Genomic DNA, 22,336 nt, shown 5'->3' on the forward strand with positions numbered 1-22,336 from the left:
AATCGCAGTAGGGCTTGGGCGCGGCTCTTGCTAGAATAAGCGCAGTTTTTTATCGAGGCTTTGCTTATGACAACCCCAACCATTGCTTTTATCGGCGCTGGCAATATGGCACGTAGCCTGATTGCGGGCTTAGTAGCCGATTTGCCTTTGCGTGTTGCCGATCCGGTACCCGATCAACTCAACAAGATTCAACAACAATGGCCTGCTATTTTCACTTCAACCGATAATCTGGAGGTGTTAAAAGCGGCACAGGTGGTCGTGCTTGCCGTCAAGCCACAAGTCATGAAGCCGGTGGCTGAAGCGTTGCAAGCGTTAGTACAACAAACCCATCCCTTGATTATTTCGGTGGCTGCGGGTATCCGTGTTGCTGCTTTGGATCAGTGGTTAGGTGGCAATTTGCCGATTGTACGTTGTATGCCCAATACCCCTGCTTTAGTAAAATGTGGGGCAACTGGCTTGTATGCAAATGCACAAGTTTCAGGCGAGCAGCGTGCTTTAGCGCAGCGTATTTTGGAGGCCGTTGGCATTGCGTTGTGGTTTGATAATGAAGCGCAATTGGATGCGGTGACAGCAGTGTCAGGCAGTGGTCCCGCTTACTTTTTCCGTGTCATGGAGGCTATGCAGGCAGCCGGTGAAAGTTTAGGTTTGAGCCCTGATGCTGCCCGCCAATTAGTTTTACAAACTGCGTTGGGTGCAGCGCGTTTAGCCGTTGAGAGCGGTACAGCGCCTGCTGAATTACGCCAACAAGTGACTTCAAAAGGTGGCACGACCGAGGCTGCTTTAACGGTGTTGAATCAAGGTGGCTTGGAGGACTTATTTCACAAGGCTTTACACGCTGCTACCCAACGCGCTGATGAGTTAGCCAAAGCCAAGCACTAAAGGATAAAATAATGCTGCAAAATATTGCGATTTTTCTGATTGCCACTTTATCATCGCTGTATATTAGTGCGATTTTATTGCGTTTCTTACTCGCTTTGAATCGTGCGGATTTTTACAATCCGGTTTCACAGTTTTTGGTGGCTATTACTCAACCTATACTAAAACCTTTACGGCGTTTTATTCCAGCGATTGGAAAAATAGATACATCCTCGCTGGTATTAGCGTTTGCGGTACAATTTATTGCCATAAGCTTAGTATATTTTCTTAGAGGTATTGGTTTTCCCTTACCCATTATAGTCATTGCCTCTATTGCTGAGTTAACACGCAGTCTTATTTGGATTTTATTTGCGGCTATTTTTGTGCGGGTGTTGCTGAGTTGGATTGTAAATTATGGTGCTAATCCCTTAGCTTCCTTATTAGATGATCTAACAGATCCCATTTTGGTACCTATACGAAAAAAAGTGGGTCTCGTTGGTGGGTTTGATTTATCACCCTTGATTGCAGGAATTCTATTACAAGTCGCTTTAATCATACTTAGCCCTCTGCCTAATATTTATTGAAATTAAAGGTTTAGGGACTATCCTGCTTTAAGAGCAATGGATAGTTTTTACTATCCATCATTGCAGAAGCTAGCCAGTGGTAATATTGCTGAAAAACCTTAATGCTGTGTCGAAACTGCCAAGCGAATGCCTAAGCCAATAAATAAAGCGCCTACTACTTTAGTTAAAAAAGCTTTAGCGTTTTGACTAACTTTTAAATGATCTCTGGCGAAGGCTGTGGTAAGCGCTATTAGGAAGCACCAAATCAGGCTATTAATATCAAAGATTGTTCCTAAAGTAATAAAAGCCAACGCGGTATTTTCAGCGCTTGTAGAAATAAATTGTGGGACAAACGCTAAGAAGAATAGCGCGACTTTGGGGTTGAGCATATTAGTGAGAAATCCTTGGCGGTAAATGGCCATCAAGGATTGTGCAGGCTGCTGTGATAACGTTGTTATTGAAGTGGTTTGGGCTTTTTGACTTAAGGTCAACCAACCTAAATAAATCAAATAGGCAGCACCGACTAATTTCACCACGGTAAAGGCGGTGGCTGAAGTTGCAAGTAATGCGGACAAACCGAAAGCAGCCGCAAATACATGCACATAAACACCCGAACAAATGCCTAAACTCGCGGCAATACCAGCTTTCCAGCCTTGCGATGCACTTTTGGCCATGATAAATAAGGTATCTGGCCCGGGTGTGATATTTAATAAAATGCCAGAAATAATAAATAACCATAAATCGTGAATGCCAAACATTTGCCACATCCTAGTTCACTATAGACCACAGTATAGGCTGTTGGATGGTTGCTACTCAACTAAGCCTAAACGCGTTTCATCTTCACGTTAGTTTGACATTGACCTTGCTAATTTAGTCAGTATGAAGTCCACAAGGATGCTTGGAGGATAGCGATGCTGCCTGATGTATTACAACGTTTTAAGCAAGTATATGAGCGTTTGGCGAAAGATAATTTGTCAGCCTTGCAAAGCGTTTATAGCCCTAATATTGAATTTCAAGATCCTCTGCACCGCGTACAAGGTTATGCGGCCTTTGAGTCTTATTTTGCTGCACTCTACACCCACTTAGAATCCTGTCGTTTTGTGATTAAAGGCCTGTTTTATCAGAGTAATCAAGCTTGTGTCACGTGGACAATGACCTTTGTGCATCCGCGCTTGAATGGTGGTAAAGCTGTTCAGGTCGAAGGTGCCAGCCATTTGCAATTCAATGAACACTACATTGAAAAACATCGCGATTATGCTGATCTTGGACAAATGCTATACGAGCATATTCCTGTGTTAGGCAGTGTGATTCGCACCGTCAAAAAGCGAGCTATAGCATGAAAACGGTACTTATTACAGGTGCGACCTCGGGTATAGGTCAGCAACTCGCCCTCGATTACCTCAAAGATGACTGGCAAGTGATAGCCTGCGGGCGCAATGCGGATAAGCTGGCTAGCTTAAAGGCGCAAAATCCAGCGCATTGCCAAACCTTAAGCTTTGATGTTACTGATCGTGAAGCGGTATTAGCTGCAGGGCAAAGTCTGACCCAGAGTTTGGATTTAGTGATTTTGAATGCGGGCACGAGTCTTTACATTGACGATGCTAAGCATTTCGATAGCGAACGCTTTAGCCGTTTAATGCAAACTAATCTGCTCGGTATGGCGTATTGCTTAGAAGCTTTCACCCGTCATATTCCCGCAGGTGGGCAATTGGCTTTAGTCGGTTCCAGTGCCTATTTATTTCCATTTACCCGTGCTGAGGCTTATGGTGCGAGTAAAGCAGCAATTGCCTATTTAGCACAAAGCTTAAGTTTGGATTTAAAAGCTCATCAGATTGACGTAAGCCTGATTACACCGGGTTTTGTGCAAACTCCCCTTACCGACCAAAACGATTTCCCTATGCCGATGCGCATTCCAGTCACTAGAGCGGTTAGCGATATTCGGCGCGGTTTAGCCAAGCGCAAAAAGTTAATTAGCACGCCTGCTAGCTTCGTATTTATGCTGCGCTTATTAAATCGCTTCCCCTATAACCTGCAATTGTGGTTGGGTCAAAGGATGGTGCGCTCATGAGAATTGCGATTATTGGATCAGGGATTTCGGGCTTGACTTGCGGTTATTTATTGAGTCGCGAACATGAAGTGCAACTATTTGAAGCTAATCATTATATCGGTGGGCACACTGCCACGATTGATGTGAATGTGCAGGGAAAAAGCTGGGCGATTGATACCGGATTTATTGTTTTCAATGACCGTACTTATCCCTATTTCCAGAGTTTTTTACATGAACTAGGCGTGGCTTATCAGCCGACTGAAATGAGTTTTAGTGTCACCAATGCGCAAACGGGTTTGGTCTATAACGGCAACTCTTTAAATAGTTTATTTGCCCAACGCTCGAATCTGTGGAACCCACGCTTTTATGGTTTATTGCAGCAGATTGTACGCTTTAACCAGCGCTGCAAAACGCTAGCGGCACAAGGTGTTTCAGCCGAATTAACTTTAGGCGAATTTCTCAAGCAGGAAGGCTTTAGTAAGTTTTTTGCTAAGCATTATATTTTACCGATGGGCGCAGCGATTTGGTCGGCAAGTATAGGCGAAATTGAAGCCTTTCCACTCAAATTTTTTATTCAATTTTTCCACAATCACGGCCTCTTGAATATTCAAGATCGCCCGCAGTGGTACACCATCACCGGCGGTTCTAAGCGATATATTCCGTATTTCACACGCCAGTTTGCGGGGAATATTCATCTCAATACTCCGATTAAAGCTATTCAGCGGACTGCACAAGGGGTGCAAGTTAGTACCGAACAGGCTACGCAGCGCTTTGATGAAGTGATTTTAGCCTGTCATAGCGATCAAGCCTTAGCGCTTTTGAGTGATGCCTCTGAAGCAGAACGCAGTATTTTAGGTGCGATTCCCTATCGTAAAAATGAAGTGATTTTGCATCACGATGAACGCTTATTGCCTTCCATTCCCTTAGCGCGTGCCAGTTGGAACTATCACTTAAGCGAGTCAGTGACTCAGCCTGCCACTGTCACCTATAGCATGAATATTTTGCAGCGTTTGCCGCAAGATGCGCCGCCATTTTGTGTCACTTTGAATAATACCCCAGCGATTGAACCTAGCAAAATTCTCGGCGAATACCGTTATAGTCATCCGGTGTTTAGTCAAAGCATGGTGCAGGCGCAAGCCCGCCGTAGTGAGATTTGCGGGAAACAACATACCCATTTTTGCGGCGCGTATTGGTATAACGGCTTCCACGAAGATGGGGTGAAAAGCGCGGTGGATGTCTGTCGCCGCTTAGGAGTGCAGCTATGAGCGCTTTAAACGCTTGTCTCTATAGTGGGGTGGTTGGACACTGTCGCTATAAACCCACTCTACATCGCTTTAAATACTCGATTTTTCTCTTCGCGCTGGATTTGGATGAATTAAATAGCCTAGCTGATTTAGGCTGGTGGTTTAAGGTCAAGCGTTCGGCCTTAATGAGTTTTCGCCCTAGCGATTATTTAGATCATAAGTCTGAACTCACTCGCCAAGATGTCTGGCAAAAAGTCGCGAGTTTAGGGGGGGATAATCTGGATGGTCGAGTCGTATTTGTCGGGCAAGTGCGCTGCTTAGGTTTTTACTTTAGTCCGGTGAATTTCTATTACTGCCATGAAGCCAATGGGACGTTGCGCTATTTGCTCGCGGAAGTCAGTAATACGCCGTGGAATGAGCGCCACTGTTATTTGATTGATGCACGCACCCAAGCACCGATTCCAAAGGTGTTTCACGTTTCGCCCTTTATGAATTTGAACATGCGTTATCACTGGCGGTTTAGTGCACTGAGTGAGGTTTTAAACCTGCAAATAACCAATCAAGCCGAAGAGCGTTTATTTGATGCATCGCTGCGGCTAGAGCGCAAACCACTCACTAAAGCTGAGCTCAGAACGCAATGGCTTCGGATTCCCGCTATGACGATGAAAACGGTTGCCAGTATTTATTGGCAGGCACTCAAGCTGTATTGGAAAAAGGTGCCCTATGTGCCGCACCCAACGCCTTCGAAGGAGAGTAATGTATGACCACCCTTAGCACTGTTAAATTCAGTAAAAGCCTTAGCTTCGGTTCAGCCGCTTTCGCGAAAGCCTTATTTTTAAAATTACTCGCCAAACTGAATTATGGTTATTTGACCCTTCAAGACCCTGAAGCTTTTTATACCTTTGGCAATCCACAACACGCTTTGCAAGCGCATATTACCGTGCATGATCTCAAGGGCTATGCGAGAGTCTTATGGGGAGGCGGAACGATCGCGGCGGGTGAAACCTATGTTGAAGGTTTATGGGATACACCGGATTTAACCAAAGTGATTCGGGTGTTGGTGCGCAATCAACACATGCTTGATCAACTGGATCACGGGTTTTCATGGTTTAGTCAAATGGGGCATCGCATGGCCCATGCTTTACGCCCCAATTCCAAGGCAGGCTCCAAGAAAAATATTGTCGCACATTACGACCTTGGCAATGCGTTTTACCAACTGTTTCTGGATGAGACCATGCTCTATTCTAGTGCGGTATTCCCGAGCCCTAGCAGCAGCCTACACGAAGCTCAACGCCATAAATTGAAGCTGATTTGCGAACGTTTGGAGTTAAAACAAGGTGACACCTTATTGGAAATTGGCACAGGCTGGGGCGCTTTAGCAGTCTATGCTGCCGAACATTGTCAAGCCAAAGTTACCACGACCACCATTTCGGATGCACAATACGCTTATGTGCGGCAACTGATTCAAGACAAAGGCTTAGAACAGCAGATTACCTTATTGAAAAAAGATTACCGCGAATTAAGCGGACAATACGACAAGCTAGTGTCGATTGAGATGATTGAAGCAGTGGGACATCAGCATTTGCCGCAATTCTTTAAGCAATGTAATCAACTCCTAAAGCCAAATGGGCGCTTATTGCTACAAGCTATTACCATTAGTGATCAACGTTATGACCGCTATCGTAAACAGGCCGATTTTATTCAGCGCTATATTTTCCCCGGCGGCTTTTTGCCTTCGATTACCGTGATGAGTCAGCACCTGACGGCCTTTACAGATATGAAAATCAGCAGTTTGCATGATATTGGTTTGGATTATGCGCTGACCTTGAAGCACTGGTCGCAGCGCTTGCAGGCCGAGCAAGACAAGCTAGCGGGTTTGGGGCTTGATCATCAGTTTTATCGTTTGTGGCAATTTTATCTACATTATTGCGCAGGCGGATTTCAGGAGCGTTTAATTAGTACCGTGCATTTGACTGCGGATAAGCCGCTTTATCAGCTAGAAGCGTGAGTGGTTCGATTCAGCTTGAGGAAATACTAAAATGTTTTGCAAATCGGCTATACTGCGCAACTTGTTTTTAGCCTGATGATTAAAAGTATTTCATGCTAGTCTTTTCTGATATTTCGATTCGGCGCGGCTCCAAAGCCCTGTTAGACAATACCACTTTTAGTATTCACCCTGGCCAGAAAGTGGGTTTGACTGGGGCGAATGGCGTCGGGAAGTCGACCTTATTTGCCTTAATTCGCGGCGAATTGGGGCAGGATAAGGGCAATTTTTCCATGCCGCCTGCATGGGTGTTGGCACACGTTAAGCAGGAAACACCTTCCAGTTCGCAAACCGCTTTGGAATATGCTTTGCATGGCGATGCAGAATATATTCGCTTGCAGGAAGAAATCGCGGTGGCTGAAGGCGTGCGTTTAGGCGAGCTACATGCGCGTTTAGATGCGATTGATGGTTATACCGCCGAAAGTCGTGCTGCTACTTTATTACATGGCTTGGGCTTTAAAGCAGACGAGATTCGTCGCCCCGTCAGTAGTTTTTCGGGTGGTTGGCGGATGCGCTTGAATTTGGCGCAGGCTTTGATGTGTCGCTCGGATTTATTATTGCTTGACGAACCGACCAATCACTTGGATTTAGATGCAGTCATTTGGTTGCAAGATTGGCTAAAGGCTTATCGTGGCACACTGATCTTGATCTCGCATGATCGCGAATTTTTGGACGCAATTTGCACGCATATTGCCCATATTGAGCAAGGCCGCTTAACTTTATACAGCGGTAACTATTCGACGTTTGAAGTCACACGTGCAGAAAAACTCTCTCAGCAACAATCCGCGTATGAAAAGCAAAAGCGCGAACGTGAGCATATTCAAAAATATATTGATCGTTTCCGCGCTCAAGCCACCAAAGCACGTCAAGCTCAAAGTCGTATTAAAGCTTTAGAGCGCATGGAGGTTATTGCGCCTGCGCATGTCGATTCACCCTTCAATTTCAAATTTCGTGATCCTGAAAAATTACCGGATCGTTTATGGAATATGGATCGGGTTAGCGTCGGTTATGGTGATAAAACTATTGTCAGTGGTGTAAAGCTACAAATTCTACCCAGTGACCGGATTGGTTTGATTGGCCCCAATGGCGCTGGTAAGTCAACCTTAATTAAATTTTTGGCGGGTCAATTGCCCGCACAGCAAGGAGAATGTTGGCAGGCACAAGATTTAAAAATCGGTTATTTCGCCCAGCATCAATTGGAGCAATTAAAAGCCGATCAATCACCACTTCAACATTTGCGTGAATTGGATAAGCAAGCCCGCGAACAAGATTTGCGTAATTATTTGGGTGGGTTTGCTTTTCATGGTGAGCGTGTGGAGGAGGCTGTAGCGCCTTTTTCGGGTGGTGAGAAAGCGCGTTTAGCCTTGGCGTTATTGATTTATCAGCGCCCTAATTTACTCTTACTTGACGAACCGACCAATCACTTAGATTTAGACATGCGTCTTGCCTTAAGTATGGCTTTGCAAGCGTTTAGTGGTGCAATGGTTATTGTGTCGCACGACCGCCATTTATTAAAAACAGTTACTGATAAATTAATGCTGGTTGATCGTGGTAGGGCGCAGGAGTTTGATGGCGATTTGGAAGATTATTCGGTGTGGTTACAGAATCGTTTCCGTGCTGAAGAAGCGGAACAACAACCACAACAGGCGTCAGTTGCTTCGCATAGTGCGGCGGGGCGCAAAGATCAACGCCGCGAATCGGCTGAAAAGCGTAAGCAGTTACAACCTTTAAAGCGCAAAGTCGATCAGTTAGAGCAGGAGATGAATAAGCTCAATGCGCAGAAAGCTAAATTAGAAGCCGCTTTGGCTGAGCCTGAGAGTTACAGTGAAGCGAATAAAAATAAACTCAAGCAGCTATTGTTAGATAAAAGTACGCTCGAGGCCAAATTGGAAAGCGTAGAAATGGACTGGATGACTTTGAGTGAGGAATATGAAGCAGGCTTGTCATCCGATTAAATAATCGCCCAATACTCGTATTGTTCTTCGGAATAGCCCAGTACTTCACATAAGGCTTGGAGTTTAGTTAAGTCTTTGGGGCGTCTTTTTAAATCGTTGGGTATATTGGCAATATTGCATTCAATGCCAGTGAGTTGGCGCGAGAGCCGCACAGTAGCTTGGTGCTCCGCTAGGAGTTTTTGTACACGTTTGGCGCCGTGAATTTGCATTTGCCCGACGTGATCGAGCTGCTCGAACAGTTGATCGATTGTGCCAAAGCGTTTCAGTAACTTAGCGGCAATCGACATACCAATCCCGGGTACACCTGGAATATTGTCCACCTTATCCCCCGCCAGTGCTAATTGATCTGCGATTTGTTCAGGCCAAACCCCTAAGGTGCTTTTGACACCGCCCGCATTTAAGGGAGCACGTTGTCCAAAATCCCACCATAAATCATGCGCTTGTATCAATTGTGCAAGATCTTTATCACCACTAATAATCAGTAATTGACGATCCGTTTGGCGTTGTTGCTTTACCCAAGCACCGATTAAATCATCTGCCTCGTGCGCTAAGCTTGCGGTTTGCACCAAGCCCATGGCATCTAGGAAATCACGGCAGCATTTGAATTGGTATTTCAATTCATCCGGCGCAGCAGCACGATTGGCTTTGTAAGGTGGGTAAATTTGCTTGCGCACAGACGTTTGTAAGCTGGTATCGAAGGCGAAGGCAATGTATTGCGGTTCGTGGCTAATGATTAATTGCTGCACGAAGCGCAAAAAACCATGTACTGCATGAACCGGATTGCCTGCTGTATCGAATACCACTTGTTTGCGGCTGAACCAAGGGCGAAAGACATAAATGCTAGCATCGACTAGCCAGATACGCGTGCCGTGATAGTGGTCTAATAGGCTAGTCATGATGCTGAGTCTCGGTAAAGCGGCTTAGCATAGCAAAATCGCCGCACGAGGCGGCGATTTAATGGAGGAGAAATCTTTTACCTTAATGGCCTTGGCTTGGGAGCATTTGCTGTTGGTATAGGCCTGCTTATTATTTTAACATTCTGGCAAAAGACTTGGGCATTATCTCCTTGATCATCACATCATCAACGTCTTTCGAACCGCCACTGGTTAGAGCTAGTATTCAGCTACGGTTCAGTTTATTTATAGACCCATCTTTACTATTCGGTGGAAATTTTATGTTATCTGGTAAAAAAAGACTGACAAATGGCTGCACTGCGTTCAGAAGCGAGTAGAATAGAGAAGTATATTACGCTGTTGGCAACAACACAGGCATTCGAGAAGCATGGTGCAAAATATAGCCATTCAGGAGGGCTAAGGAGCTAACAATGGATAAACTAGGCTGGAGTAAAGTAGGACTTGTCTGCTTAGTCATGCTTGGTGTGGCAGGTTGTGATGTGGAGGGCAAAACGGAGCAGGTGGCAAAAGAGCAGACCAAGCCGTTATTCATGCTTTCTACAGAGGGCGTAGGGCCATTAAATCCTGCAACACCTTTTAATTTGGTAAAAATTGGCGATGCATTCCAGAACTTTAATGTGGCGCAAGAAACCAGTTTTACAAAAGGTGGTGAAATTCCTGCTATCACGGTACGTCAGCAAGTTAAACCGATTTTGAGCATCAATCCGGATTACAAGCAAGAGCGTATTTTTTCGATAGTGGTACAGGATAATTTAGTAGGGAATCAGCTCGGTAATAAAATCGGCGATAAGTTTAACGAGATTTATCAGGCGGGTCATACGGAAGAATGCGCTCCCGCGTTGGAGGAATGGGCTGGCAAAGTCATGTGCTATGCACCTAAATCCAGCAATATTATGTATTTATTTGCGGGTGAGTGGGATGGCACACAAGGTCAGATGCCACCGCTTGATGTGTTAGCTCATTGGCAATTAGAGGCGATGATTTGGAAAACGCCTAAAGCGCCAAGCTGAGTTTATCTAGGTTTTAAAAAAGGGAGCATTAGCTCCCTTTTTTCATTCGACTGGCTTGAAATTATCGACCCGCGACGCGCCTTCACCAAAAAAGAATTTTTCCATCTCTTCTTCCAAGAATTTCCGATCGCGCGGATTGATGGGGCTTAGACGGTATTCATTCAACAGAATAGTCTGCTGACGAAGCCATTTTTGCCAAGCGTCTTTGGAGACATTTTCATAAATACGTTTGCCCAAATCCCCTGGGTAAGTGAGGCGCTCCAAGCCTTCTGCTTCGCGCTTGAGCAGTACGCAGTTAACTATTCGTGTCATGTTTTCTCCTTCAAAGCTGTTAACAAACGTTGCGCCGCGCTGGAAAGCCCGCCGCTAAATGTTGATTCACTGTTATACCAAACCCAGCCATCACCTTCCATAACCCCCGTTGCGAGCAAGTCATCGGCGTGTTCAATTAACAGAGGAGTCAAGTGCAAACGAAAGTGAGAAAAAGTATGACTGATAACGGCCAGTGAGCTTATGGTGTTAGGTGCTTTTGCCAGCGAAGTCAAGGCGCTTTGCTGATCAGGAAATTCTGGAAAGCTCCATAACCCGCCCCAAATTCCAGTGGGTGGTCGGCGTTGTAGGGCAAATTCGCCATCTTTATTACGCAACACCAGCAGAATGGCTGATTTTTCAGGCAAGATTTTTGAGGGTTTTGCATTCGGATAAGCCTGCGGATTGCCTTGCTTAAACGCCAGACAAGCTTCTTGTAAGGGGCAAAGCATACAAGTGGGATTAGAGCGGGTACAAAGTGTTGCCCCCAAATCCATCATTACTTGGGTATAGTGATGATTGCGTGTGTTGGGCAGATGACTTTCCGCGTATTGCCAGAGTTTTTTGGTGAATTCAGGTTTGGTCGGATCACCTGAAACCGCATGAAAGCGCGCCAACACGCGTTTCACATTGCCATCTAAAATCGCATGTTTTTGATTGAGTGCAAGGGATAAAATCGCACCCGCCGTCGAACGTCCTATGCCTGCGAGTGCTTCAACTTGTTCCAGTGTTTGTGGAAATTCGCCTGCGTATTGATCCCGAATGATTTGTGCGGTTTTATGTAGATTGCGCGCACGGGTGTAATAACCCAGACCTTCCCACAGTTTCAACACCTCATCTTGCGGCGCATTGGCAAGGCTTACTACCTCGGGAAATCGCTGCATAAAGCGTTCGTAGTAGGGGATGACGGTGGTCACTTGGGTTTGTTGCAGCATGATTTCGGAAATCCACACACGATAGGGCGTGGGATTTTGTTGCCACGGCAAAGACTTACGCCCATGACGGTCATACCACTGCAAAACGCGCGCCGCAAAATCAAAACTATCCGCCATTACCTGCTCCAAAATCTGAATAGTGAGATTGTTGTGGCAAACATTTCGTTTTACAATACGGCTCTCCTCATCATTCTGCCACGCGGGTGTAGTTCAATGGTAGAACGGTAGCTTCCCAAGCTGCATACGAGGGTTCGATTCCCTTCACCCGCTCCAACAAGCTTTTTTATAACGTCCTATATAGCAGTATAAAGTCCTATATAGCAGTATAAAAAAGAGTCGCGTTAGGGTGCAGCGAAATGGTCAAGTTCGGTGCATTGTTACTTGGATGAGAATGAATAAATGATAGAGCTAGTTGAGTTTGTTAAACGATCTGAAAAAGGGGTAACAAATCCTTTTATTTTCAAGGCTACAAATGGAAAGCTCTATTATGTCAAAGGAAAAATGCTGGTTATAGAAGTCTGATCTGCGAGTGGATGGGGGGAACTCTGGCATCATCCTTAGGCTTAAATATACCTGCCTTTGCTATAGGTTATGTCAATGATGCCTTGTTCAAAATATTACCTGAGGAAGTGCAGCGAGCATTGGGGCGTTCTGAGTTGTTTTTATCAGAATCAATTCCTTATGCTAAAGATTTACGATGGGATCACGTGGCTATGATTCCAGAACAAGAAAGACAACTCGTTACACTTTTTGACTTGTGGGTTCGTAATGAGGATAGAACTCTACGACCTAATACTAGGGCGGGAAATCCTAATTTGCTATTTGCAAACGGAAAGTTATACATCATTGATCATAATTTAATTTTTGATGAGCACTTCGATATAGAAAAATTTAGGGATACTTATGTATTCGCTGAGGCGATTGATGTGCTACAAAGTGATATGGTTAAGCGAGAAAGTTGGCTAAAGTTGTTAGAATTGGCCTTACAAAGCTGGGATTTGGCTTGGCGGCGGACACCAAGCGATTGGAAAGAAACTGAACTTTTTAATGCAACTGGCATAAGACATCAACTGGATGAGGATGTCACCGCAGGAACATTCTGGAAGAGGTTAGCGTCATGATACATGCGTGCAAATACAATATCATTCGTTTTCAACCTTATGTTGAAACGGAGGAGTTTGCAAATATTGGTATCATGCTTTTTTCAGTTGATACCAAAGAGTTGTTTTTTAAGTTAATGCCTCTTAATAATACGAAGCGCATTACTGGTTTTTTTAATCAATTGGATGTTGCAATCTTTAAAAATGCACTACAAATTGCAAAGGTGGAGCTTCTTTCACTCAATAAAATTATTGCAGATGGCCGTTATATCGATCAAACCTATAATAGCTTTGTTGCACCTACCAACGATATTGTCCAGTATAGTAACACACGGTTCTTGGTGACGGAAAATCCTGAAGGTGAGCTTGATAAACTTTATGATAATTACGTTCAACGCAATTTTATTGTAGAACTGGGGCATGAAGAGCGTATGCAGCAACGTATTAAAGATTTATTGCGCCATGAAAAGTTGGATGAGCACTATAAGGAACGCAAGCTTGGAAGAGAATACTTTGAGGTCACATTACCCTTCGTAAATGAAAACAAGCAGAATCCAAAGGTCATCAAGCCTATTCACTTCATGCATCAACACTCTAAAAAGCTTATGGAGCATGGTCTTACATGGCTTTCTAATATGGAGCAATTATTTAGGAACAAGGCGGCTAAACCCGAAAATACCCTGTTCGTTTATAAAGCGCCAGCGCAGAATTCAGGCTTACTGTGGGATGCTTTTGTTGATATACGTTCTCAAATAGAAGATCGAGGGATTGTGATGACACCATCAGAAACAGTTAAACCCATATTAACGTTCGCAACCAGTGATTAACAATTAACAGTTTATCCCGTTACCTTCTTGCAAATAATACTTAAGAACGCTTGAATCCACCCATTGCAACATGTTCTAAGCGGGGATAGTAAGTCGTTGCGCTTGGTTTTACAGAACAGGAGTATGCTGGATCAGGTTGGCTAGTGTCATTTAACCCGTAAAAAAAACCGCCCTGAGGCAAGGCGGTTTAAAGAGATCAAGATCGATTTAGTTTGGTAAGTGTTCTGGGTCACCTACCAAATGCTCACTACGAGCGAGAGATCGCTACAAAGCGTTTTTGATCATTGCGCAGGATCAATACCGCCAACGGTTTGTCCGCTGGCGCTTGCTCGACCTTGGTTTTTAAATCCTCCGGCGATTTTACTTCCTGATTATTCACAGTGATGATCACATCACCTTCCTCAATCCCTGCTTTATCCGCTGGGCTTTCTGCACGCACTTGTTCAACACGGACACCACTTTCACCTAAGGATGCTTTGGAGCGTTCCTCACCGCTTAAGGGTGAAACGGCTAGGCCTAATGCGCCAGTCATAGCCGCATCCTCTGCATTGGCAACAGGAGACTGTGGCGCGTCTTTGCTAACAAATTTGTCAACCGTAACACTTAGGGTTTGCTCAACCCCTTTACGCAGTATTTTCAAAGGCACTTGCTGACCTACTGGTGTTGAGCCAACTAACAGGGGTAAGTGGCTAGCGGAAGTTACTTCGGTATTATTGAAACCAATAATAATGTCACCCGCTTGCACACCGGCTTTATCGGCCGCACTGGATGGCTCAACACTAGCCACCAGCGCACCCGTCGGTTTTTGCATGCCAAACGAATTCGCTAAACTTTGATCCAAATCTTGGATGCCTACGCCTAAGCGACCACGGCTGACCTGTCCACTGGTTTTTAATTGTTCGGTGATGTTTTTGACCAAGTTGGACGGAATGGCAAAGGAAATGCCCATATAGCCGCCACTACGGCTATAAATTTGCGAGTTCACCCCAACCACCTTGCCATTTAAGTCAAACAAGGGGCCACCGGAGTTACCGGGGTTGACCGCAACATCGGTTTGAATAAAGGGCACATAAGTTCCATCGGGGAGGCTACGCGATAACGCACTCACAATGCCTTGGGTTGCAGAGTGATCTAAACCAAAGGGTGCGCCAATCGCAAAGACCCATTGACCGACTTCTAAGCCATCCGAGTTACCAAACTCAGCGACCGGTAGGTTACTGGCCTCTACCTTCAATAAAGCAATATCACTCTCGCTATCTTTGCCAATGAGTTTGGCCGTCAATTCGCGTTTGTCATTTAAAGTCACTGTAATGGTTTTCGCACCATCAATGACATGGGTATTGGTAACAATATATCCATCAGGTGAAATGATGAAACCGGAGCCCATGGAATTGGTACTACGACCGCGTGGCATTTGTTTGGGCAGATTGCGGAAGAATTTTTGCATTTCTTCTGGCATTCCATCCAAATCCCAGCCGGGGATAGGATTATTAGCGCCCGCATCACCTTCCACAGAAATATGCACAACCGCATCGCGATTTTGCTTAATCAACTGCGTTAAAGGCGGCAACGTAGCACTAGAAGCTGGCATGGCTTGTGGTAACGTTGCCGTAGCTGGTGTTGTAGCTGGAGCTGCTGAATTATCTGCCTGTGCAGGTAGGCTAGCCAAGGGCAGGGCGATGGCTAAAGCCAAAGCACTAGCTAAGACAGCAGAGGATTTAGGGGTGGCTAAACGCACTTGCTGTGGTGCAGCCATTAAAAAATGTTTACGTCTCATATTGCGTCCTCGACAGTAAGCCATGTTGGTATGCCTGTATCATGAATCAAGTTACCTTACCGCTGTTTTTCCAAATGATTAAGAAAAATTAATATTTTCTAGGCTTGAAAAGCACAATGAATTAAGGGTTTTTAGAGTGCTTGGAAAATTATTATAAGTTAGTAGAGTTTATTCAGTAGCTATTCATCAGTTTATTATTCTAATAATTAGGCTGGCTATAAATTGGTTATTTATTAAGCAGTTTATTCGCTTATTATAAAGTAATTCATCGACATCAAAATAAAAATAATCAAGTTTAGTCAACAGACACATCAGAACTGGCACTTAAACGGGCTAATACGGGGAGATAATCATGCCAGAAACACTAGAGCCTGCTGCTGGCTTGAGCACAGCCGCGACTAATCTTGCTAAAATGACTGCGCAGGAAATGCTGTGGGTACAAGACCTTGCCGCCAATTTTACGCAAAATCAAAGCCAAGATCTGATTCACAATAAAATTCTCCATAAGTTAGTATTCGGAAAATACGGAGTCAATGCGGTTCATGCGACAGATCCGAAACAGCGTGCGTATCAGGTCATGCGCGGCAATACGCCAGAAGGGGCTTTAAATAGTCCTTTGTATATTATTCGCAATGCCCAACAAATGTCGACGCTGATTCATCAATTGAAACCTCCTGCGCTTAGTATTCAACAAGCCTATCCTAAATTGGTGACGGTTTCTAAACGCATGGCAGAAAGTTTTTTTATCCGCGATTATACGCAGATTTATAGCGTTGGTGGCATAACGATTGAAAATCTGCTTATTCAGGATGATACGAATAACTCACCTTTTGCTTTAGATTTTAATACTTGGGTTATTGCCGTAAATGAGGTACTAAAACAGAAAAGTTTTGCACGGCGTGTGTTTAATTACGAAAACATGGCTCACCGCGATGGGATTCAGCTCATTCCAGAGCGGCAAAATAATGTCGATGTATTAGCTGGGGTCATGATGCGCCAAGTAAGCATTAGCCGAAATATCATTGCATCGCCTGTAGCGTTACAGGGTATTTTTGCATCGGATGGCGCTTTCAAAGATTTGCGTATAACCGGCAATCACCTGCGGGTTGGTGGAGCACATACGATTCACATTAGTGGCATGCTGAGTGGAGAAGTGTCCAACAATACGGATCTTAATGGTATTCCCTTAGCCGCAGACAAAATTAAATTAACGCCTTTGCGTCTGGGCGGCGCTTCTAATATTTATGTTTTAGGCTTTAAAAATAAGCCGAACTTACCGACTGCAGGGGCGTCTTATTATCAGTATGAAGCTATTAAGGGGCTTGATCCGCGATCGGATTTGCGTCGCACGAAAACCTCAAGTGCCAAAAATGCGAGTTATTATACCGATGTCGATATGATGGAGTTGCATCGTTTAGTGCGGCGTGATGATCAACTGAAGCGTGCGACCAGTTGGTTGAGTCTGATGGAAGAATTGATCAACTTAAAAGCGGCGGTGCGCGTACCTTAACAATCCATCAGGGAAGGAAATAATGTCGGCAAGGATTTTCGGCTTGGTGCTGGGTTGCTTAATGATGCAATCGAGTAGCGCCGCCAATTGGCAAAAAATCAGTGCGCAGCTTGTTTTTCCACCGAATGCAGCGCCGCTGAGCCGTTTGCTGATTTATCAAGATAATGCATTAAGTCAAACGGATGATAGCGCATTCACACCAATTTCCTCCTCAATGCGTCAGGCTTTGTTAGCGCCTCAAACCGAGAACCCGTTTCGCACGCGCTTGCCTAAACTTTATCAAGCGCGTGCTGGCTTAGCGAATTGCCCAATGGTTATGACAAGCATTGATTTAGATAATCAAGCGGACACGCAAGAGTATTGGATTGCTTATTCGCGTTTACGTTGCTTGGACTTGGATGAGACAGAGCGTTTGCGTCAAGCGGATAACCAGCCTCATTATGTACTGTTACAAAAAAAAGCGAACGGCACTTATCGTGTGCTGATGGAAAGCGATGGGAGTTTGAGCATCATTAATCAATCATCCTCAGGCTATAAAGCCCTAGAAAGTAAAATCATGCTAGCGCGCGAATTTCCAAACCATACGCTGCAATGTGGTGGCGCAGAGCTAAGCTGGCGTTATGAGGGCAAGGCTTATCGGCTTAGTCAGGTCGACTATGTGGCTCACGATTGTGAACCACGCCATTTTCCCAACTTGTCGGGTAGCGACTGGGAGCAGGCGTATGCGCGCTACCAACAACAAGTCATGGCCGTACTAAAAGCGCTAATGCAAGGTTTTTATTAGCCTTCTAATCCACCCAATCGGTCGCATAGCCTTGGTGAAAAGGAATGCATAAGTCGGGCGCTTGCAATTCCTCAATCTGTACTGGTACTCCCTCATCATTTAACCACACGCGCCCGATACCACTGCGGGTTAACAGGCGTTGGTGTTTATATCGTCCTGGAAATTGCCCAGGGCGGCGTTGGCGAATGCGCATATCACGGCGGCGCGTTAACCAGTTGAGCGGTGAATAGGTGAAAAATAAAATACGATTAATGCGATCGAAAAAGCGTAATAGCTTAGGAGGAAATTCGTTTTTAATTCCTGAGCTGGTGATTTGCCAAATATGCGGCGTCTTTTCATGGTGACGAATCCGCACATCATAAACGAAGGAATAATGGACATCGCCGGATAAAATCACAAAGTTATGAGGTGTACGACGGTGGCGAAAAATACTCAAAATCGTGTAGGCCGCTTTACGGTGTGCCATCCAGTTTTCAGCATCAACTAGCAAAGGGTAACCAATCCACGTAAACACACGTTGCACTACTTCAATAATTTTGACCCCGAAAATGGGCGCAGGTGATACTAAAATGACGCCTTTATCATGCCCTAACAGCGCTTGCTGTAGATCCATTAAGCCCTCCCAATCCAATAAACCTGAAGGATGGCTGGGCTTACGGTCTGAGCGCCAACGACGTGTGCGGCTATCAATCACTACAATCGGTGGTTCGGTCTTAACTTTGTATTCCCAACCATTAAAAGCAATCAGATCAGACACTAATTCGTCGTGTACTTTAATCGCATTACCGGTTACCACATGACGAATTTTATTCAGCATGGTTGGAGAAAAGTTTTGTGGTGCATTGCCCCAACCTTGAAAAACCAGATAAGCAATCAAGGCATTGCCAATAATGCGTCGGGAAAAGGGGTGGCTATAGGCATTTTCTTCCCAGCGACGACTCAAATTCCAATCGTCGGTGATATCATGATCGTCAAAGATCATATAAACCGGCAAATTAGCAAGCACTCTTTGCACCGTGGCTACTTCAGAGCGCAAGCGTTTAATCGCAATTAATTCTTTTTCATACCGCTCTTGGCGTTTTTTATCAGGAAATTTAATCGCCTCAAGATTGGTATATTCCCATAATTGTGGTGACCAAACTAATAAATACATAGTCACCATTTCGGCTAAGCTGATTAAATGATTATCCGCACTCGAGGAGGTAAAAATCGGTTTTTTCGAAGCGCTAAAAAAGGTTTTTTTAATTTCGTGACCTTCACTATTTAACTCAGGTAATAAATTTGCACGATGATAGTAAGCGTCTAAATTGCGATGCAATTCATGACTATCTTTAATGCGGCTACCCGGTAAGTATTCACGCGGAAACCCTAATGGTTTCAGGGCTTGGTGAATAGCCAATAGCATAGGTCCCGCCACATCATCCATATAGACCTGATCGCCAGTCAGCAATAATAAAGCCGGTTGTTCGGCCAAGTCATCGCGCGTGCTATGCGTTAAATGTAAAGCGCGATCCACCTCTAATAAGCCATCTGGGCCTTTATAATGGGGACGACGGCAGGAGCCGTGTAAAATCTGATTGAGGTAGGACTTAATAACAAAACAAGGGCGTGGTTCATCGTCATACAAAATATGTGGCGCTAGTGCTTGTAGCCACTCCAGCTTTCCGTCGTGCTCTAAACCAAGGTCATAACTTAGCCATTTATCTTGTGGCAGAGGTTGCTTTGGCTCGAGTACCAACAAGTGTAAGTGCACATGCTCAGCCAGTTTAATATAGCCCTCATGCGGCGGTGAAAATTGTTTTTCGGCCAGCAGGCTGTCTTGTTGATAGCCCTGTTCATAGCACTGTAGGGTGATCGGATAAGGCTCAGAACACACTAGCCAGACAATCAGCGTATCTTGGCTAACATGACGCAAAATAGGGCCTGCCAAAATGGCGGGCAAAGGTTTGTTGAATGGGTGTGAAGCTTGAATCGGCTCAGTCATACTGTTCCATTAACAAAAGTTCATTAAATCAAGCGGCTAGTTGGTTTATGCTATTTCGCATGAATATATTACTTGTTGAAGATGATAGCGCGACAGCGAGCTTTATCCAGAAAGGGTTAAGCGAAAGTGGATATATCGTTGATCACGCGGTGGATGGTGAAGATGGTCTGCATCTGGCGCTTACCGGCAGTTATGATGCGCTCATCATCGACCGTATGTTACCGCGCCGCGACGGTTTGTCGATAGTACAAACATTACGCTCACGTCAAATTGACACGCCCGTACTAATTCTTAGTGCTTTAGGCGAAGTCGATAATCGTGTGGAAGGTTTGCGTGCGGGTGGCGATGATTACCTAGTAAAACCTTACGCGTTCAGCGAGTTATTAGCACGGCTTCAGGCTTTACTGCGTCGCTCCCAGCCCACACCCGATCAAAGTGTGTTGCGCTTGCGTGATTTGGAAATGGATTTATTAAAGCGCCAAGTCAAGCGAGCTGGCCAACCCATTAACTTACAGCCACGTGAGTTTACCTTGCTTGAGTATTTATTACGTCATGCAGGTCAGGTGGTGACGCGCACGATGTTATTAGAGAAAGTATGGGATTATCACTTTGATCCGCAAACGAATGTGATCGATGTGCACATTAGTCGCTTACGCAGCAAATTAGATAAGGATTTTGAAGTGCCGCTTTTGCACACCATCCGTGGGGCGGGCTATTTGTTATATGACCCTGAAGCTGCTTAATACCACAGTATTCCGCCTTTCTTTGGTGTATGTACTGCTATTTAGTTTAGTGGCTGCGGTTGCCATGGGCTTTATTTATTGGGTTGCTAAAGACCATATTGCGCAACAAACCGATACGCGTTTACGCCTTGAAAGCCAAGTATTAGCAGAGCACTATCGCACGGGTTCGATGGGATCTTTGCAGGAAACCGTGCGCTTGCGTAATCGCGATAGTGCACGCGGTGATAAGCGCTTTTTCGTTTATGCACTCACCGATCAAATTATGTCGGAGAGTCTGAAAAAGGGCGAAGATTATTTTCAAGAAGGCCGTTTGACTTTTGCTACCTTGACCTATGCACAAGTTCTACGGTTAGTCAGTATTCCTGCCTATGCCAGCCAAAGTGATAAAGCACGTACTCTAGTAACCGATTTACAAGGCGGTTGGCAGCTTTTGGTGGCGGCTGATTTGAGTGAGCAGCGTGCCCTATTGGAAAAAATGCGTGGCAGTATTTGGGCGGCGATTGGCGTGATTGCGGCGTCAGCGATCTTGGGTGGCGTGTTAATGGGTTATTACGTGCTGCGTCGCATCGATGGTGTCAGCAAAACCGCCACCAGTATTATTAAGGGTGATTTGAGTCAGCGCATGACGGTCACTAATCGCAATGATGAATTTGATCGGCTTAGCGAAGTTTTGAACAGTATGTTGCAGCGTACTGAGCAGCTCATGCAGGCGATGCGCGAAGTGACCGATAACCTAGCACACGATTTGCGTAATCCTTTAAATCGTTTGCGTAACCGCCTAGACCTTAATCGTTTTCATAAGCCGGATGTACAAGTTTTACAGCAAACGCAACAAGATGCGCTGCAAGATGTCGATGATTTGATCAAGACCTTTAATGCTTTGTTGAGCATTGCCCAAGCCGAGTCAGGCGTACATCGGGATGATTGGGAAATGGTGAATATTAGTGCCTTGGTCAGTGATTTAGGCGAGCTATATGAAGCGGTGGCAGAAGAGCAAGACCTGCACCTCAGTTATCATGCAGAACAGGGTTTACAAATCTATGGTAATCGCCAGTTATTGGCACAAGCCTTAACGAATTTGCTGGATAATGCAGTGAAATACACACCAACAGGTGGACAGCTTGGTCTTGAAGCACGCCAGCTTGGACAAAAAGTCGAAATCAGTGTGTATGACAATGGTCCCGGCATTCCCAGTGAACAACATGAGCGGGTCTTTGAGCGTTTTGTGCGTTTGGATAATGCCCGTAGTTCTGTGGGCAATGGTTTAGGCTTAAGTTTGGTGAAGGCGTTTACCGATTTGCACGGAGCGACAATCCATTTGGAGGATAATCAACCCGGTTTGCGCGTGGTATTGCGTTTCGATACCGGCAATACACCACGTCCTGCTGTGCGTGTAGGGAATGGTCATTCTTGAGCAGGTGCTAGTGGCGTTTGGCGCTTATATAGTAAATTCTGCTAATTAAGCTACACTCTAATACTGGTCAATTCTCAAGAGACGCTCCGCGATGGGTGTGTATGGTTTAGAATTACGAGAACGCGTGTTGGCGGCTTATGAACGGCATCAGAATAAAAGTTTAGTGTGTCGCGAGTTTCAAATAGCGCGAACGACATTGGATGACTGGATACGCTGGCAGGCGGAAGGACGTTTAAAGCCGGAGGTGTGGTCGCGTGGACGTCGGCATACCATTCAGGATTGGGACGCGTTTAAAAGGTTTGTGGAGCAAGCCTCCTTCAC

21 protein-coding genes, 1 tRNA gene and 1 pseudogene are annotated in these 22,336 nt (G+C 45.1%); 17 read left to right on the top strand and 6 right to left on the bottom strand.

Translation table 11 applies throughout. The annotated features are described in order from the left end of the window. The first annotated feature begins 66 nt into the window (after positions 1 to 66). Positions 67 to 879 carry a pyrroline-5-carboxylate reductase gene (proC, locus tag A3IE_RS0106980; RefSeq protein WP_020394889.1) on the top strand — a complete coding sequence of 271 codons (813 nt, stop codon included), beginning with the start codon at positions 67 to 69 and terminating at the stop codon, positions 877 to 879. Positions 880 to 890: 11 nt separating this feature from the next. Beyond that, complete coding sequence (locus A3IE_RS0106985; protein ID WP_020394890.1) at positions 891 to 1,439, top strand: YggT family protein; 549 nt, start codon at positions 891 to 893, stop codon at positions 1,437 to 1,439. Between the two features lie 98 nt (positions 1,440 to 1,537). On the opposite strand, the gene A3IE_RS0106990 is transcribed toward A3IE_RS0106985, so the two are convergent. Next, positions 1,538 to 2,176, bottom strand: a complete 639-nt coding sequence (locus A3IE_RS0106990) for a LysE family translocator (RefSeq protein ID WP_020394891.1) — start codon at positions 2,174 to 2,176, stop codon at positions 1,538 to 1,540. A gap of 153 nt (positions 2,177 to 2,329) precedes the next feature. On the opposite strand from A3IE_RS0106990, the gene A3IE_RS0106995 reads away from it, so the two are divergent. The 6 genes from A3IE_RS0106995 to A3IE_RS0107020 all read left to right on the top strand — a co-directional run bounded on the left by A3IE_RS0106995 (position 2,330) and on the right by A3IE_RS0107020 (position 8,708). Next, positions 2,330 to 2,758, top strand: a complete 429-nt coding sequence (locus tag A3IE_RS0106995) for a nuclear transport factor 2 family protein (RefSeq protein WP_020394892.1) — start codon at positions 2,330 to 2,332, stop codon at positions 2,756 to 2,758. After that, positions 2,755 to 3,486 carry an SDR family NAD(P)-dependent oxidoreductase gene (locus tag A3IE_RS0107000; RefSeq protein ID WP_020394893.1) on the top strand — a complete coding sequence of 244 codons (732 nt, stop codon included), beginning with the start codon at positions 2,755 to 2,757 and terminating at the stop codon, positions 3,484 to 3,486. The genes A3IE_RS0106995 and A3IE_RS0107000 overlap by 4 nt, the downstream gene beginning before the upstream one ends. After that, positions 3,483 to 4,730, top strand: coding sequence for an NAD(P)/FAD-dependent oxidoreductase (locus tag A3IE_RS0107005; protein WP_020394894.1), 1,248 nt, complete (start codon positions 3,483 to 3,485; stop codon positions 4,728 to 4,730). Before A3IE_RS0107000 ends, A3IE_RS0107005 begins: the two co-directional genes overlap by 4 nt. Continuing rightward, complete coding sequence (locus A3IE_RS0107010) at positions 4,727 to 5,473, top strand: DUF1365 domain-containing protein (RefSeq protein ID WP_020394895.1); 747 nt, start codon at positions 4,727 to 4,729, stop codon at positions 5,471 to 5,473. The genes A3IE_RS0107005 and A3IE_RS0107010 overlap by 4 nt, the downstream gene beginning before the upstream one ends. Beyond that, positions 5,470 to 6,717, top strand: coding sequence for an SAM-dependent methyltransferase (locus tag A3IE_RS0107015; protein ID WP_020394896.1), 1,248 nt, complete (start codon positions 5,470 to 5,472; stop codon positions 6,715 to 6,717). Before A3IE_RS0107010 ends, A3IE_RS0107015 begins: the two co-directional genes overlap by 4 nt. A 92-nt stretch (positions 6,718 to 6,809) precedes the next feature. Then, the gene (locus tag A3IE_RS0107020; RefSeq protein WP_020394897.1) at positions 6,810 to 8,708 is read left to right on the top strand and encodes an ATP-binding cassette domain-containing protein; all 1,899 of its coding nucleotides are present in this window, start codon (positions 6,810 to 6,812) and stop codon (positions 8,706 to 8,708) included. Here A3IE_RS0107020 and A3IE_RS0107025 read toward each other — a convergent pair. Next, complete coding sequence (locus tag A3IE_RS0107025) at positions 8,705 to 9,604, bottom strand: 5'-3' exonuclease (protein WP_020394898.1); 900 nt, start codon at positions 9,602 to 9,604, stop codon at positions 8,705 to 8,707. The two genes, A3IE_RS0107020 and A3IE_RS0107025, sit on opposite strands and share 4 nt — an antisense overlap. A 428-nt stretch (positions 9,605 to 10,032) precedes the next feature. On the opposite strand from A3IE_RS0107025, the gene A3IE_RS0107030 reads away from it, so the two are divergent. After that, positions 10,033 to 10,632 carry a DUF1131 family protein gene (locus A3IE_RS0107030; protein WP_020394899.1) on the top strand — a complete coding sequence of 200 codons (600 nt, stop codon included), beginning with the start codon at positions 10,033 to 10,035 and terminating at the stop codon, positions 10,630 to 10,632. A 42-nt stretch (positions 10,633 to 10,674) separates the two neighbouring features. Here the strand turns inward: A3IE_RS0107030 and A3IE_RS0107035 are convergent, their stop codons facing one another. Continuing rightward, positions 10,675 to 10,944, bottom strand: a complete 270-nt coding sequence (locus A3IE_RS0107035; protein ID WP_020394900.1) for an oxidative damage protection protein — start codon at positions 10,942 to 10,944, stop codon at positions 10,675 to 10,677. Continuing rightward, positions 10,941 to 11,993: an A/G-specific adenine glycosylase gene (gene mutY / locus A3IE_RS0107040; protein ID WP_020394901.1), complete on the bottom strand. Its 1,053-nt coding sequence runs from the start codon at positions 11,991 to 11,993 to the stop codon at positions 10,941 to 10,943. The genes A3IE_RS0107035 and mutY overlap by 4 nt, the downstream gene beginning before the upstream one ends. 82 nt (positions 11,994 to 12,075) lie before the next feature. Here mutY and A3IE_RS0107045 point away from each other — a divergent pair. The 3 genes and pseudogenes from A3IE_RS0107045 to A3IE_RS0107060 all read left to right on the top strand — a co-directional run bounded on the left by A3IE_RS0107045 (position 12,076) and on the right by A3IE_RS0107060 (position 13,803). Further along, positions 12,076 to 12,149: transfer RNA gene (locus A3IE_RS0107045), tRNA-Gly, on the top strand. A 126-nt stretch (positions 12,150 to 12,275) separates the two neighbouring features. Beyond that, positions 12,276 to 12,997, top strand: a pseudogene (locus A3IE_RS0107055) (HipA family kinase). Continuing rightward, complete coding sequence (locus A3IE_RS0107060) at positions 12,994 to 13,803, top strand: DUF3037 domain-containing protein (protein ID WP_020394904.1); 810 nt, start codon at positions 12,994 to 12,996, stop codon at positions 13,801 to 13,803. The pseudogene A3IE_RS0107055 and the gene A3IE_RS0107060 overlap by 4 nt, the downstream one beginning before the upstream one ends. 247 nt (positions 13,804 to 14,050) lie before the next feature. Here the strand turns inward: A3IE_RS0107060 and A3IE_RS0107065 are convergent, their stop codons facing one another. After that, positions 14,051 to 15,580: a DegQ family serine endoprotease gene (locus A3IE_RS0107065; protein ID WP_020394905.1), complete on the bottom strand. Its 1,530-nt coding sequence runs from the start codon at positions 15,578 to 15,580 to the stop codon at positions 14,051 to 14,053. Between the two features lie 352 nt (positions 15,581 to 15,932). Between A3IE_RS0107065 and A3IE_RS0107070 the strand changes: the two genes are divergently transcribed. Both A3IE_RS0107070 and A3IE_RS0107075 read left to right on the top strand, forming a co-directional pair. Further along, entirely contained in the window at positions 15,933 to 17,090 is a 1,158-nt protein-coding gene (locus A3IE_RS0107070; protein WP_020394906.1) for a hypothetical protein, read from the top strand. Positions 17,091 to 17,112: 22 nt separating this feature from the next. Next, entirely contained in the window at positions 17,113 to 17,874 is a 762-nt protein-coding gene (locus tag A3IE_RS0107075; protein WP_020394907.1) for a hypothetical protein, read from the top strand. Between the two features lie 4 nt (positions 17,875 to 17,878). Here the strand turns inward: A3IE_RS0107075 and A3IE_RS20135 are convergent, their stop codons facing one another. Beyond that, positions 17,879 to 19,858 (bottom strand): metallophosphoesterase family protein, encoded by a 1,980-nt coding sequence (locus A3IE_RS20135; RefSeq protein WP_020394908.1) that lies wholly within the window; start codon positions 19,856 to 19,858, stop codon positions 17,879 to 17,881. 59 nt (positions 19,859 to 19,917) lie between these two features. On the opposite strand from A3IE_RS20135, the gene A3IE_RS0107085 reads away from it, so the two are divergent. The 3 genes from A3IE_RS0107085 to A3IE_RS0107095 all read left to right on the top strand — a co-directional run. After that, entirely contained in the window at positions 19,918 to 20,601 is a 684-nt protein-coding gene (locus A3IE_RS0107085; RefSeq protein ID WP_026154828.1) for a response regulator transcription factor, read from the top strand. Next, a complete protein-coding gene (locus tag A3IE_RS20140) occupies positions 20,582 to 22,015 on the top strand; it encodes a sensor histidine kinase (protein ID WP_020394910.1) in 1,434 nt (477 codons plus the stop codon). The genes A3IE_RS0107085 and A3IE_RS20140 overlap by 20 nt, the downstream gene beginning before the upstream one ends. 91 nt (positions 22,016 to 22,106) lie before the next feature. Beyond that, on the top strand, positions 22,107 to 22,336 hold a 230-nt coding region (locus A3IE_RS0107095), incomplete at its 3' end, for a helix-turn-helix domain-containing protein (RefSeq protein ID WP_020393814.1).

Origin of the sequence: Thiolinea disciformis DSM 14473 (genome assembly GCF_000371925.1) — a bacterium.
GTDB classification, from domain to species: Bacteria; Pseudomonadota; Gammaproteobacteria; order Thiotrichales; family Thiotrichaceae; genus Thiolinea; species Thiolinea disciformis.

What these genes read in the sequence shown, in the direction of transcription:
- A3IE_RS0107005 (WP_020394894.1), top strand. Translation starts at nt 3,483, where the DNA reads ATGAGAATTGCGATTATTGGATCAGGGATTTCGGGCTTGACTTGCGGT.
- A3IE_RS0106985 (WP_020394890.1), top strand. Translation starts at nt 891, where the DNA reads ATGCTGCAAAATATTGCGATTTTTCTGATTGCCACTTTATCATCGCTG.
- A3IE_RS0107065 (WP_020394905.1), bottom strand. Translation starts at nt 15,580, where the DNA reads ATGAGACGTAAACATTTTTTAATGGCTGCACCACAGCAAGTGCGTTTA.
- A3IE_RS20135 (WP_020394908.1), bottom strand. Translation starts at nt 19,858, where the DNA reads ATGACTGAGCCGATTCAAGCTTCACACCCATTCAACAAACCTTTGCCC.
- A3IE_RS0107030 (WP_020394899.1), top strand. Translation starts at nt 10,033, where the DNA reads ATGGATAAACTAGGCTGGAGTAAAGTAGGACTTGTCTGCTTAGTCATG.
- mutY (WP_020394901.1), bottom strand. Translation starts at nt 11,993, where the DNA reads ATGGCGGATAGTTTTGATTTTGCGGCGCGCGTTTTGCAGTGGTATGAC.
- A3IE_RS0106990 (WP_020394891.1), bottom strand. Translation starts at nt 2,176, where the DNA reads ATGTTTGGCATTCACGATTTATGGTTATTTATTATTTCTGGCATTTTA.
- A3IE_RS0107075 (WP_020394907.1), top strand. Translation starts at nt 17,113, where the DNA reads ATGTCGGCAAGGATTTTCGGCTTGGTGCTGGGTTGCTTAATGATGCAA.
- A3IE_RS0107010 (WP_020394895.1), top strand. Translation starts at nt 4,727, where the DNA reads ATGAGCGCTTTAAACGCTTGTCTCTATAGTGGGGTGGTTGGACACTGT.
- A3IE_RS0107020 (WP_020394897.1), top strand. Translation starts at nt 6,810, where the DNA reads ATGCTAGTCTTTTCTGATATTTCGATTCGGCGCGGCTCCAAAGCCCTG.
- A3IE_RS0107015 (WP_020394896.1), top strand. Translation starts at nt 5,470, where the DNA reads ATGACCACCCTTAGCACTGTTAAATTCAGTAAAAGCCTTAGCTTCGGT.
- A3IE_RS0107085 (WP_026154828.1), top strand. Translation starts at nt 19,918, where the DNA reads ATGAATATATTACTTGTTGAAGATGATAGCGCGACAGCGAGCTTTATC.
- A3IE_RS20140 (WP_020394910.1), top strand. Translation starts at nt 20,582, where the DNA reads ATGACCCTGAAGCTGCTTAATACCACAGTATTCCGCCTTTCTTTGGTG.
- A3IE_RS0107060 (WP_020394904.1), top strand. Translation starts at nt 12,994, where the DNA reads ATGATACATGCGTGCAAATACAATATCATTCGTTTTCAACCTTATGTT.
- A3IE_RS0107025 (WP_020394898.1), bottom strand. Translation starts at nt 9,604, where the DNA reads ATGACTAGCCTATTAGACCACTATCACGGCACGCGTATCTGGCTAGTC.
- A3IE_RS0107000 (WP_020394893.1), top strand. Translation starts at nt 2,755, where the DNA reads ATGAAAACGGTACTTATTACAGGTGCGACCTCGGGTATAGGTCAGCAA.
- A3IE_RS0106995 (WP_020394892.1), top strand. Translation starts at nt 2,330, where the DNA reads ATGCTGCCTGATGTATTACAACGTTTTAAGCAAGTATATGAGCGTTTG.
- A3IE_RS0107070 (WP_020394906.1), top strand. Translation starts at nt 15,933, where the DNA reads ATGCCAGAAACACTAGAGCCTGCTGCTGGCTTGAGCACAGCCGCGACT.
- A3IE_RS0107035 (WP_020394900.1), bottom strand. Translation starts at nt 10,944, where the DNA reads ATGACACGAATAGTTAACTGCGTACTGCTCAAGCGCGAAGCAGAAGGC.
- proC (WP_020394889.1), top strand. Translation starts at nt 67, where the DNA reads ATGACAACCCCAACCATTGCTTTTATCGGCGCTGGCAATATGGCACGT.